Source organism: Streptacidiphilus anmyonensis, assembly GCF_000787855.1.
GTDB classification, from domain to species: domain Bacteria; phylum Actinomycetota; class Actinomycetes; order Streptomycetales; family Streptomycetaceae; genus Streptacidiphilus; species Streptacidiphilus anmyonensis.
In genome coordinates, this window is the sequence record NZ_BBPQ01000013.1 from 14,935 (window position 1) to 26,246 (window position 11,312).

At 72.9% G+C, this 11,312-nt stretch carries 10 protein-coding genes and 1 tRNA gene; 10 read left to right on the top strand and 1 reads right to left on the bottom strand.

Annotated features, from left to right (window positions below):
* The first annotated feature begins 216 nt into the window (after positions 1-216).
* Complete coding sequence (gene egtD / locus TR50_RS48745) at positions 217-1,206, top strand: L-histidine N(alpha)-methyltransferase (RefSeq protein WP_169790431.1); 990 nt, start codon at positions 217-219, stop codon at positions 1,204-1,206.
* A 174-nt stretch (positions 1,207-1,380) separates the two neighbouring features.
* Positions 1,381-1,617, top strand: coding sequence for a hypothetical protein (locus tag TR50_RS15035; RefSeq protein WP_042420753.1), 237 nt, complete (start codon positions 1,381-1,383; stop codon positions 1,615-1,617).
* Between the two features lie 225 nt (positions 1,618-1,842).
* Here TR50_RS15035 and TR50_RS15040 read toward each other — a convergent pair.
* Positions 1,843-1,915: transfer RNA gene (locus TR50_RS15040), tRNA-Arg, on the bottom strand.
* Between the two features lie 401 nt (positions 1,916-2,316).
* Between TR50_RS15040 and TR50_RS43560 the strand changes: the two genes are divergently transcribed.
* The 8 genes from TR50_RS43560 (at position 2,317) to TR50_RS15080 (ending at position 11,161) form a co-directional block, all read left to right on the top strand.
* Positions 2,317-2,997, top strand: coding sequence for a single-stranded DNA-binding protein (locus TR50_RS43560; protein WP_063775067.1), 681 nt, complete (start codon positions 2,317-2,319; stop codon positions 2,995-2,997).
* 88 nt (positions 2,998-3,085) lie between these two features.
* A complete protein-coding gene (ettA, locus tag TR50_RS15050) occupies positions 3,086-4,750 on the top strand; it encodes an energy-dependent translational throttle protein EttA (protein WP_042420756.1) in 1,665 nt (554 codons plus the stop codon).
* 95 nt (positions 4,751-4,845) lie between these two features.
* Entirely contained in the window at positions 4,846-5,289 is a 444-nt protein-coding gene (locus TR50_RS15055) for an acyl-CoA thioesterase (protein WP_042420917.1), read from the top strand.
* Positions 5,286-5,939 (top strand): DUF8010 domain-containing protein, encoded by a 654-nt coding sequence (locus TR50_RS15060; RefSeq protein WP_042420758.1) that lies wholly within the window; start codon positions 5,286-5,288, stop codon positions 5,937-5,939. The genes TR50_RS15055 and TR50_RS15060 overlap by 4 nt, the downstream gene beginning before the upstream one ends.
* 285 nt (positions 5,940-6,224) lie before the next feature.
* Positions 6,225-7,445, top strand: coding sequence for a DNA polymerase III subunit beta (gene dnaN / locus TR50_RS15065; RefSeq protein WP_042420919.1), 1,221 nt, complete (start codon positions 6,225-6,227; stop codon positions 7,443-7,445).
* Between the two features lie 140 nt (positions 7,446-7,585).
* Entirely contained in the window at positions 7,586-9,400 is a 1,815-nt protein-coding gene (locus TR50_RS15070) for a bifunctional 3'-5' exonuclease/DNA polymerase (protein ID WP_439654220.1), read from the top strand.
* 165 nt (positions 9,401-9,565) lie between these two features.
* Positions 9,566-10,540, top strand: a complete 975-nt coding sequence (locus TR50_RS15075) for a quinone oxidoreductase family protein (RefSeq protein WP_042420760.1) — start codon at positions 9,566-9,568, stop codon at positions 10,538-10,540.
* A gap of 228 nt (positions 10,541-10,768) precedes the next feature.
* Positions 10,769-11,161 (top strand): GNAT family N-acetyltransferase, encoded by a 393-nt coding sequence (locus TR50_RS15080; RefSeq protein ID WP_160311115.1) that lies wholly within the window; start codon positions 10,769-10,771, stop codon positions 11,159-11,161.
* The last annotated feature ends 151 nt before the right edge of the window (positions 11,162-11,312 follow it).

Consider the following 11,312-nt stretch of genomic DNA (forward strand, 5'->3'; position numbering starts at 1 on the left):
CTCATCCCCCTGCGCCCGCCGACAGCGCCTCCCCGCCTGTCGGTCGACACCGCGGAGCGCGACCGCATCGAGGTCAGCACCGCGGAGCGCGACCGCGCCGGGGACGGCATCACCGCCGCAGACAGCCTTTCCCGTCCTACCCGTCCAACCCGTTCCACCAGCAGGCCCGACCAGCGCCTGCCCGCCGACGGCGGATCAGAACCGGAGAGACTCACCATGATCACGCAGCGACCCCGCTTCACCCTGGACGACCGGCTTCCCGCCGACCACCTGGCCAAGGCCCTGCGCAAGGACGTCGCCTCCGGCCTCACCGCCGAACCGAAGTCCCTGCCACCCAAGTGGTTCTACGACGCCCACGGCAGCGAGCTGTTCGAGCAGATCACGCGCCTCACCGAGTACTACCCGACCCGCGCCGAGCAGGAGATCCTGACCCGCCGGGCCCCGGAGATCGCCGCGCTCACCCGCGCCGGCACCCTCTTCGAGCTCGGCTCCGGCTCCTCCCGCAAGACCAGGCTGCTCCTCGACGCCCTCACCGAGGCCGGCACGCTCTCCTGCTACGCCCCGCTCGACGTCAGCCCGAGCGCCCTGGAGCAGGCGGGCTCGGCGCTCGTCCGCGACTACCCCGGCCTGCGCGTCGCCGCCACCGTCACCGACTTCGAGACCGACCTCACCCTCCCGCCGGACGCGCCCGGCCCGCGCCTGGTGGCCTTCCTCGGCAGCACCATCGGCAACCTGGACCCGCGGCAGCGCGCGGAGTTCTACCGCGCCCTGCGCCGCACCCTCAGCGCCGACGACGTGCTGCTGCTCGGCGCCGACCTGGTCAAGGACCCCGAGGTCCTGGTCCGCGCCTACGACGACGCCGAGGGCGTGACGGCGGAGTTCAACAAGAACGTGCTCAGCGTCCTCGACCGCGAGCTCGACGCCGACTTCGACGTGGACGCCTTCGCCCACGTCGCCCTCTGGAACGAGCAGGAGGAGCGCATCGAGATGCACCTGCGCTCCCTGCGCGCCCAGACGGTCAAGGTCCCGGCACTCGACCTCTCGGTCGACTTCGCGGCCGACGAACTGATGCGCACGGAGATCTCCTGCAAGTTCCGGCGCGAGTCCCTCACCGCGGAACTGGCGGCGGGCGGTCTGACCGTCCGCCACTGGTGGACGGACGAAGCCGCCCGCTTCGCCCTCCTCCTCGCGGTCCCGAGCCGCTGACCGCCTCTGGGCGGCTGGTGACTGCCGGCCGGGTCCGCGGTTCGAACCGCCGGACTCGGCCGGCCGCAGAAGGCCCCCGACATCGTCACGATGCCGGGGGCTTCCTCGTTCGTTCGAGTGGCGGATGGGCGAACGCGGATGCGATCACCCTCCGGGCATCGCAGGCTGGTCGGCATGACCGAGCCCGCGCCCGCCGACGCGCATCATCACGCCCACGTCGTCGTCCACCCCGTCCAGACCGACGCAACACCCCCGTACCGGCGCGTGGACATCCTCGGCGAGTACGTCGGGAAGGCCTACGGCATCGGGGACGTGTCCGAGTTCTGCCGCCGCGCCGGCCTGGAGGAGCTCGACCTCGACGCCGAGCGCATGGTCGAGTGGATCGGCGGCGGTTCCGAGGTGTGGGAGTAGAGGCGTCGTCGCCGGGAGCGCGGCCGCGACCACGCCGACGACCGCAACGGGTTCCACCGCGTATTCGTCGCAGCCACCCGCAACGACCCGCAGTCGGCTCGACTCGGCCGGACAACCCCTGTTGCTCGGGGCGGGTGGCTGGTAATGTACACGCCATACAACTTCAAGCCACCTGACCTGCGAAAACACCGCAGAAGACCAGCTGGCGCAGGGGTTCTGCAGACGCGCCCCCGGCAGGACTCGAACCTGCGGCCAAGTGCTTAGAAGGCACCTGCTCTATCCACTGAGCTACGGGGGCCTGGCGCGGAGCCTGGCGGGCGGCCTGTTCCTGTCGTGGGACAGGATAAGCAGCGCCGGGCGTCGCGTCGGGTGCGTGCGGCCGGGTCGTTCGGGCGAATCCTGCCGCGAGGCGGTCTGATAATCGCAGGTGGCGTCGGTCGGGCGCAGCGGTCGCGGAACAATGGAACCCTGCTGTTGTCCAGTCGTTACTGCGCTGCTCCCTCAGCCGTTATGGAGTCGCACGGCCGGGCGAAAAGTGTGGGGTTCTCGTGAAAGTGCACCCGTAAGGGTGGCGAAGTTGTCCACACCCCCGGGCTTGTCCACAGTCGCGGCAGCCCCACGCGCGGAGGTGGGAGCAGCGAGGCAGTGTGGTCCCAGGCGGCCCCGTGGGGCCGGAGAACGACCAGTGGGGGCTGCACGATGATGAACGGCACGATGGTCACCCTCGTCGGGGTCGCGGTGAGTCAGGTCCGGTACGCGACGACGGTCGGCGGGGTGCCGGTGGCGCATTTCCGCCTGGCGGCCACGGAGCGGCGCTTCGACCGGCCGCGGCAGGTCTGGGTGGAGGGCGACACCAGCTACTTCACAGTATGGGCGTGGCGGAGCCTGGCCGAGAACGCCCTCACCTCGATCGGTTGCGGGGATCCGCTGCTGGTGACGGGCCGGATGCGGGTGCGCGAGTGGGAGCGGCCGGACGGCCAGTCCAAGGGTGTCTCCGCGGAGATCGAGGCCACCGCCCTCGGCCACGACCTCGCCCGGGGGACGACGGTCTTCCGGCGGACGCTGCGCGGTCGGCCGGAGCTGGTCGCCTCCGCGTCGGAGCGGAACCGGATCGCCGAGCAGCGCCGCGCGCCGGCGCGCGGGGAGCGACCGCCCGCAGCGGAGGGCACTGCAGTGGGCAAGGCGGAGGGCTCTGGGGTGGGCAGCGGGGTGGGCAAGGTGGTCGGCGAGGCGGGGGGCAAGGTGCTCGCGCTCGCCGCGGCCCCCAAGGCCCCCTCGGCTGCGTCGGCTGCGTCGGCCGGATCGGCTGGATCGGCCATGGCAGAGGAGGCCAAGGGTCGCAGCGTGGCAGCGGCGGCGGCGCCGCCCGGCCCGGCGTAGGGGCCCACGGGCGGTCGGGGTCCCTCCGCGGGTGCGGCACAATGGAAGGCTGTAGCCACACCCCAACAACGACGCCGGACGGTTCATCTTGGCTGAGTACATCTACACCATGCGCAAGACGCGAAAGGCGCACGGCGACAAGGTCATCCTTGACGACGTGACGCTCAGCTTCCTGCCTGGAGCGAAGATCGGCGTCGTGGGGCCCAACGGCGCTGGTAAGTCCACCGTGCTGAAGATCATGGCCGGTCTGGAGCAGCCGTCGAACGGTGACGCCTTCCTCTCCCCCGGCTACACGGTCGGCATGCTGCTCCAGGAGCCTCCGCTCGACGAGACCAAGACGGTCCTCGAGAACGTCCAGGACGGCGTCTCCGAGATCAAGAAGAAGCTGGACCGCTTCAACGAGATCGCCGAGCTGATGGCGACGGACTACTCCGACGCGCTGCTGGACGAGATGGGCAAGCTCCAGGAGGACCTGGACCACGCCAACGCCTGGGACCTCGACGCCCAGCTCGAGCAGGCCATGGACGCGCTGGGCTGCCCGCCCGGCGACTGGCCGGTGGGCAACCTCTCCGGTGGCGAGAAGCGCCGCGTCGCGCTCTGCAAGCTGCTGCTGGAGGCGCCCGACCTGCTGCTGCTCGACGAGCCCACCAACCACCTGGACGCCGAGTCGGTCCAGTGGCTGGAGCAGCACCTGGAGAAGTACGCGGGCACCGTCGTCGCCGTCACCCACGACCGGTACTTCCTCGACAACGTCGCCCAGTGGATCCTGGAGCTGGACCGCGGGCGCGCCTACCCCTACGAGGGCAACTACTCCACCTACCTGGAGACCAAGCAGTCCCGCCTCAAGATCGAGGGCCAGAAGGACGCGAAGCGCGCCAAGCGCCTCAAGGAAGAGCTGGAGTGGGTCCGCTCCAACGCCAAGGGCCGCCAGGCCAAGTCCAAGGCCCGTCTCGCCCGCTACGAGGAGATGGCGGCCGAGGCCGAGAAGATGCGGAAGCTGGACTTCGAGGAGATCCAGATCCCGCCGGGCCCGCGTCTGGGCTCCGTCGTCATCGAGGCGGAGCACCTGGCGAAGGCCTTCGGCGACAAGGTGCTGGTCGACGACCTGAGCTTCACCCTGCCGCGCAACGGCATCGTCGGCGTCATCGGCCCGAACGGCGCCGGCAAGACCACGCTGTTCAAGATGATGCTCGGCCTGGAGCCGACGGACTCCGGCAACGTCAAGGTCGGCGAGACGGTCAAGGTCTCCTACGTCGACCAGAGCCGCGCCAACATCGACCCGAACAAGACGCTCTGGGAGGTCGTCTCCGACGGCCTGGACTGGATCAACGTCGGCCAGGTCGAGATGCCGTCCCGCGCCTACGTCTCGGCGTTCGGCTTCAAGGGCCCGGACCAGCAGAAGCCGGCCGGCGTCCTCTCCGGCGGTGAGCGCAACCGCCTGAACCTGGCGCTGACCCTCAAGGAGGGCGGCAACCTGCTCCTCCTCGACGAGCCCACCAACGACCTCGACGTCGAGACGCTGAGCTCGCTGGAGAACGCGCTGCTGGAGTTCCCGGGCTGCGCCGTGGTCATCTCCCACGACCGCTGGTTCCTGGACCGCGTGGCCACCCACATCCTGGCCTACGAGGGCGACTCCAAGTGGTTCTGGTTCGAGGGCAACTTCGAGTCCTACGAGAAGAACAAGATCGAGCGCCTGGGCGCCGACGCGGCCCGTCCGCACCGCGCCACCTACAAGAAGCTGACCCGCGACTGAGCGAGCAGCGTCCCGCACACCCGCACGACCAGTGACCGGGGCAGGACGGACGCCGACGTCCCTCCTGCCCCGGCACCGCAACCGACGGAGACTCCGTGGCCCGCCACATATACGCCTGCCCGATGCGCTGGTCCGACATGGATGTCTTCGGGCACATCAACAATGTGAACTTCCTCCGCTATCTGGAGGAGGCCCGGATCGACTTCACCTTCACCACCGCGGGTGAGGTCGGCGAGAGGGCGATGGCCGAGGGCTCGGTCGTGGCCCGACACGAGATCGACTACCTGATCCCGCTGGTCTACCGGCCCGAGCCGATCACCATCGAGACCTGGATCACCAAGCTCGGTCGCGCGTCCTTCACCGTGATGTACGAGGTCAAGGACGTCGGCGCAGGCCCGGACGGCAAGGACAAGGTCTACGCCCGCGCCACCACCGTCTGCGTCCCCTACGACCTCACGGCCGCCCGGCCGCGTCGGCTCACCCCGGGCGAGCACGCCTTCCTGGCCGAGTACCTGGAACCCCGCACGGTCGCCGTATGAGCACCGCCGTAGAGCCGCTGCGCCTCGCCGAGCCGCAGGAGGCCGCCCCCCTGGCCGAGTTCCTGGAGCGGCTGCTGCGTTACGACCGCGCGGCGGCCGTCCGCCTACAGACGGCGGGCACGACGCTGGCGGTCTTCGCCCGCCTGCCACTCGGCCAGACAGGACCGCTGGTGGTCCGCACGGCGCGGCTCGCGCAGCCCGTCCCCTTGGACGTGACCGTCTCGGCCGGCCAGTGGCTGGACGAGCTGGCGCGTGACGCCGAGGTCACGGACGTCGCCCTGCCGCCCGCCATCACCGGCCCGTCCTGGGCCGGTCTGCTCCCACCGCGCTCCGGCTGGGAGCACGTCGAGGACCTCGCAACCGCGCCGCTGGGCGCGGCGGTCGCCGCGGCGATCGGGGAGTTCCGCAAGGCGGCTGACGCCGCGGAGGGCGGCGACGCCCTGGCCGAGGCCATCTGGTCCCGCCGGGTCCACCCCTCGGGCCTCACCCTGCGGGCCCTGCACGCCGCCCACCTCACCGGCCTCCTGCGCCAGTCCCCGCAGCTGGCCCTGCACCGCCACCCGGCCTGGCTCCGCCTCACCGCTCCCCGCGGCTCGGTCGCCATCCGCCGCAGCACCCCGGGCCTGGGCCTGAGCCTGACGCCGAGTTGACGGTCCCTCACCGGCGCGGAGACGGTCGGGTCGATCCCGGTCCGCTCCGGTCCACCCGGTCCGGTCCGGGCGACCCTGATCCGGGCCACCCCGGTCCGGTCCGCCCCTGCCCCGCGCAGGCCGGTGAACGGACCCGTGTGACCGGACCCGTGTGACCGATCGCGCGGTCTTGCGCGCCGCCGCCCCGCGGGCCGAACCGAACCGGGTCCACGGGCGTTGTCAGTGCCGGGGTACAGGATGCGAACGAGCAGAGCATCCATGTCCCCGCACGAAAGCCGGCGCCTGGTGAAACTCCGAATCTCCCGCGAAGCCCTGGCCGAGGCCGTCTCCTGGGCGGCCCACGCGCTCCCGGCCCGCTCCACCGTCCCGGCGCTCACCGGGCTGCTCCTGACGGCGGGCCAGGACGGAGGCGGAGGAACGCTGGCCGTGTCCGGGTTCGACTTCGAGATGTCGGCCCGGTTCCTGGCCGGGGCGGAGGTCGCCGAGCCCGGTGAGGCACTCGTGCCCGGGCGACTCCTCGCGGATCTGGCGCGGGCACTGCCCGGCGGCGGCCACGACGTCGAACTCGCCGCCTCGGGTGCGGATCTGTCGCTGCGTTGCGGCCCGGTCCAGTTCGAACTGCCGCTGGTTCCGGTGGAGGACTACCCGCGGCTGCCCGCTCTGCCGCCGGTGCTGGGCTCGGTGGACGGCGCGCTGTTCGCGGAGGCGGTGGCGCAGGTCGCCGTCGTCGCGGGGCGGGACGAGACGCTGCCGTTCCTCACCGGGATCCGCCTGGAGTTCACCCGGGACACACTCCGGCTGGTGGCCACCGACCGCTACCGGCTCGCGGTCCGCGACATCGCCTGGGAGCCGGGGGCGGGGCCGCAGCCGGCCACCGGAGCGGGGAGCGGCCGGGCCGAGGAGCCCGTCGTCGCGCTGCTCCCGGCCCGCAGCCTGCACGAGATCGCCCGCTCCCTCACCAAGGGCGAGCAGATCACCATCTCGGCCAGCGGCGACGACACCGGCCTCGGGACCGGGACCGGCGCGGGGGGCACCGGCGGCACGGGCGGCACCGGCGGCGGCCTGGTCGGTTTCGCCGCAGGAGGCCGTGAGGCGACGACGCGCCTGCTCGGCGCGGACTTCATCAGGTACCAGTCGATCTTCCCGAGCTCCTATGTCGGCAGCGCCGTGATCGAGCGTCAGCCTCTCCTCGACGCCGTCAAGCGGATGGCCCTCGTCACCGACAGGCACCGCCCGGTGCGGCTGGCGTTCGAGGCCGGGCATGTGTCCGTCGACGCGGGCACCGGCGGCGAGGCACGCGGGCGGCAGGCGCTGACTGCGGGGTTCCCAGCGGACGTCGAGCCGATCACCCTCGCCGCGAACGCCGGGTACCTCGTCGACGGGCTCTCCGCCCTCGCCTGCGACGAGGTCGAGCTCCACTACACGACGCCCACCCGGCCCGCCGTCCTCACCGCTCGGGGCCGGGACGAGTACCGCTACCTCTTCATGCCGCTGCGCACGGGCTGAGGCCGCCGGGGCGTTTCCTCCTCGCGATCGGTAGGCGGACGGGGCGAGCCGCGGCTCCTGTCAGAGGGCAGTGCTACGTTCGGCGTCAGGACAGCTGACCAGCTCGACGACACGACGACAGACGACAGGGACGACGAACGGTGGCGGAGCTGCGGATCGCGGTCGACGCGGACCAGGACGGTCCGGGCGGGCGGCTCCAGCCCCTGGACGGGCGCGGGCAACCCTCGGGGCCGGTCGAACGGGCCCGGGATCTGGCGGGCGCCATGGCGGCCCGGGAGCGGGCGGAGCGGCCGCGCTGGGTCTGGGCCGCCACGGACGAGGTCTACGCCCGCCTGCTGCCGCGGCTGCCCGAGAGCCGGCTCGCCCGCTGCCACGACGTCAAGCTGGTCGAGCCGCTGCTTCTCGCGCACGAGGGGCTGTACGGGGCGCCGCGCTCTCTCGGGGCGGTCTGGGCACGGCTGCACGGGCTGCCGGTCCCGGAGGACCTGCCGCTGGGCCTCGCCGGGGCCGAGGCGGACGCCCACGCGCAGGACGCGCTCTTCGCACCGGACCGCAGCCGGCTCGAACCGGGCGTCGACCCGCTGACCGCCCTGGTGGCCGCCCACGCGGAGCAGTTGCGTCGGCTGGCCGCCCTGCCCGAGTCGGACCGGCCAGGACTCCGGCTGCTCGTGGCGGCGGAGTCCGCAGGCGGGCTCGCGGCCGCCGAGATGGCCTACGACGGGCTCCCGTGGAGCACGGCCGTCCACGACGCGCTGCTGGAGGAGTTGCTCGGCTCGCGTCCGACGACGGCTCAGGCGGCGAGCGGGGCGCGCCCGCCCAAGCTGGCGGCGCTCGGCGTCGAGCTCCAGGAAGCCCTGCACGCACGGCAGCTCAACCCGGACTCCCCCGGCCAGGTGCTTCAGGCCTTCGCCAAGCAGGGCGTCAGCCTCACCTCGACCAGGAACTGGCTGCTGCGCCAGGTCGACCATCCGGCCGCGCCGCTGCTGCTGCGCTACAAGGAGCTGTCACGCATCTACGCGGCCCACGGCTGGGCCTGGCGCGACGCCTGGGTGCGCGGCGGGCGGTTCCGGCCCGAGTACGTGGTGGGCGGGGTCGTCTCCGGACGCTGGGCGAGCCGGGGCGGCGGCGCGCTCCAGATTCCGCGCACCCTGCGCGGGGCGGTCGTCGCCGACCCGGGCTGGCGGCTGGTCGTGGCGGACGCCGGGCAGTTGGAGCCCCGGGTGCTGGCGGCGCTGTCCGGCGACCCGGGCCTGATCCGCGCGGGCGCCGCGGGCGACCTGTACGCCGGTCTGGCCGCGGACGCCTTCGGCGGGGACCGGGCGCGGGCCAAGCTCGGGCTGCTCGGCGCGATGTACGGACAGACCAGCGGCGAGGTCGGCCCACTGCTGGCGGTGCTGCGGCGTCGGTTCCCGCAGGCGATGGGGCTGGTGGAGGCGGCGGCGCGCACGGGTGAGGCGGGCGGCACGGTCCGCTCCCGCCTGGGTCGGGTCTGCCCGCCGCCCTCGGCGGCCTGGCAGGACGCGACGTCCGCGGCGTTCGGCGGCGATGTGGACGCCCTGGCGGAGGAGGGCGGCGGTCGCGCCGGGTCGGCGGCCCGCTCACGGGGCCGCTTCACCCGCAACTTCGTCATCCAGGCCAGCGCCGCGGACTGGGCGCTGGCCCTGATCGCCGCCCTGCGGCGCCGTCTGGCGGAGCTGCCGCCGGGCCCGGGGGGTGAGCGGGCGCGCCTGGTCTTCTTCCAGCACGACGAGATCGTCGTGCACTGCCCGGCCCCGCTGGCTGAGGCGGTCGCGGCGGCGGTGACCGCCTCCGCGGAGGAGGCCCGCCGGCTGGTCTTCGGCGACACCCTCGTCCATTTCCCGATGGACACGCATGTCGTCGAGCGCTATGCGGATGCGAAGGGCGGCGAGTCCACGGAGTCGGAGCTGGACGACGAGGACAACCCCGAGTTCTGAGGCCGCCGAGTCCTGCGGCTCAAGCGTCCTGCGGGTGACGCGTTCCGCGACGGACGAGCTCTGCCGAGGAAACGCGCCCGAGTGTTCGTTGGATGTCGTACACTCAGAGCCACGCCAGTGTTCGGCGATCACCGAACACTCAGACTCCGCTGGGGGAAGTGCGACATGCGTGCTGTTGCGTTCGACAAGCTGGGCGGGCCCGAGGTGCTTGAGGTCGTGGATCTCCCCGAACCCGAGCCGGGCGAGGGCGAGGTCGCTATCGAGGTGACCTGGGCCGGTGTCAACTTCGCCGACGCCAAGGCGCGCTCGGCCGGTTACCGGGTCGACGCCCTTCCGTTCAGGCCCGGCCTCGAGGTCTCCGGCACCGTCCGCGCCCTCGGCGCCGGCGTCACCGGCCTGGCGGTCGGCCAGCGCGTCTTCGCCATGCTCAACGGACGGGGCTACGCGGAGACCGTCGTCGCCCCGGCCGCCACCACCTTCGCCGTGCCCGAGGCCCTCGACCTGCGCGACGCGGCGGCGCTCGGCACGGTCCTGGCGACCGGCTACGCCCTCGTGCACGACGTCGCCCGGCTGCGCGAGGGTGAGACCGTGCTCGTCCAGGGGGCGGCCGGAGGCGTCGGCACGGTCACCGGCCAACTGGCCCGCGCCGCCGGCGCGGGACGCGTCTTCGGCGTTGTCTCCCGCCCGGAGAAGGCCGCCCACGCGAAGGAATCCGGCTACGACGAGGTCCTCGTGGGAGACGACTTCGACGAGCAGGTGCTGCGCGCGACCGACGGCCGCGGCGTCGACGTCTCCCTCGACCCCGTCGGCGGCGACAGCTGGCGGCGCAGCGTCGCCGCGCTGGCCCGATTCGGCCGCGCCGTCTCCTTCGGAAACGCCGGCGACGCGGCACCGTGGACCGTGGGCTCGGCCGAGCTCGCCGCACGCGGCCTCTCGGTCGCGGGCTTCTCCATCCTCGGCCTCGCCGCCGCGGACCCGGCCCGCCTCCGTGTCCTCACCGAGCAGGCCTTCCGCGAGGCGGAGCGCTCGGGCATCACCATCCCGGTGACAGGCGAGTTCGCCCTCGACGACACCGGCGAGGCCCACCGCCTCCTGGAGAGCCGCACCAGCACCGGCAAGCTCCTCCTCCGCATCCGCTGAGGTTCCACGCCCGGGCCTGCGGGTCGGCCGCGATCCACAGGCGCGCTTCGAGGGGAAACGGCCGACCCCGCACGGATCGCGGGCTTGGGGCCGCGTGCGATGGGTCGCACGTCCCTGTCCGCAAAAGCGCCACACGAGTGGCATAGTCGGCAGGTGCTCCTCACCACGCCTCGCCTGCGGATCTGTCTCGCGCCTCCACCGTTCGACCCGAGTGGGTTCGAATGGGTCGTGGAGGCTCCCGGGCCGGGGGTGTGGGAGCTGGCGGGGATCACCGCGCGTGCGGCGGAGGTCGGGTGGTACATGCCGCCGTGGGGGCTCTATGTGATCGTGCGCAGCGCGGATGACCGGGCGATCGGTGGGATCGGGTTCCACGGGCCGCCCAGCGCGACCGGCGAGGTCGAGCTCGGGTACGAGCTCGCGCCCGTGGCGCGCGGCGCAGGGTATGCCACGGAGGCGGTGCGGGCGCTGGCGGCGCTCGGACTGACGCACTCGGAGGTCCGCGCCGTCACCGCGCGGACCGCGCCGGCGAACACCGCCTCCCAGGCCGTCCTGCTCCGGGCGGGGTTCGCCCAGGTGCCCGTGCCTCCGGCCGACGGCATGGTCCACTTCCGGCTGAGTTGACCCAGGCTGAGCCGAGCCAAGAGCCCTCGCCTCCGCTGCCCCTCTGCTGCCCCTCTGCCGCCCTCCGCTGTCCCTTCGCGGCGCCTCCGCCGCTCCTCTGCCCCTCCTCTGCCGCTCCTCTACGGCTCCTTTGAGGCGCTCACGGATAACG

Excerpts from the sequence above, each read along its gene's own strand:
- egtD (WP_169790431.1), top strand. The coding sequence starts at position 217 with ATGATCACGCAGCGACCCCGCTTCACCCTGGACGACCGGCTTCCCGCC.
- TR50_RS15035 (WP_042420753.1), top strand. The coding sequence starts at position 1,381 with ATGACCGAGCCCGCGCCCGCCGACGCGCATCATCACGCCCACGTCGTC.
- TR50_RS43560 (WP_063775067.1), top strand. The coding sequence starts at position 2,317 with ATGATGAACGGCACGATGGTCACCCTCGTCGGGGTCGCGGTGAGTCAG.
- TR50_RS15060 (WP_042420758.1), top strand. The coding sequence starts at position 5,286 with ATGAGCACCGCCGTAGAGCCGCTGCGCCTCGCCGAGCCGCAGGAGGCC.
- TR50_RS15075 (WP_042420760.1), top strand. The coding sequence starts at position 9,566 with ATGCGTGCTGTTGCGTTCGACAAGCTGGGCGGGCCCGAGGTGCTTGAG.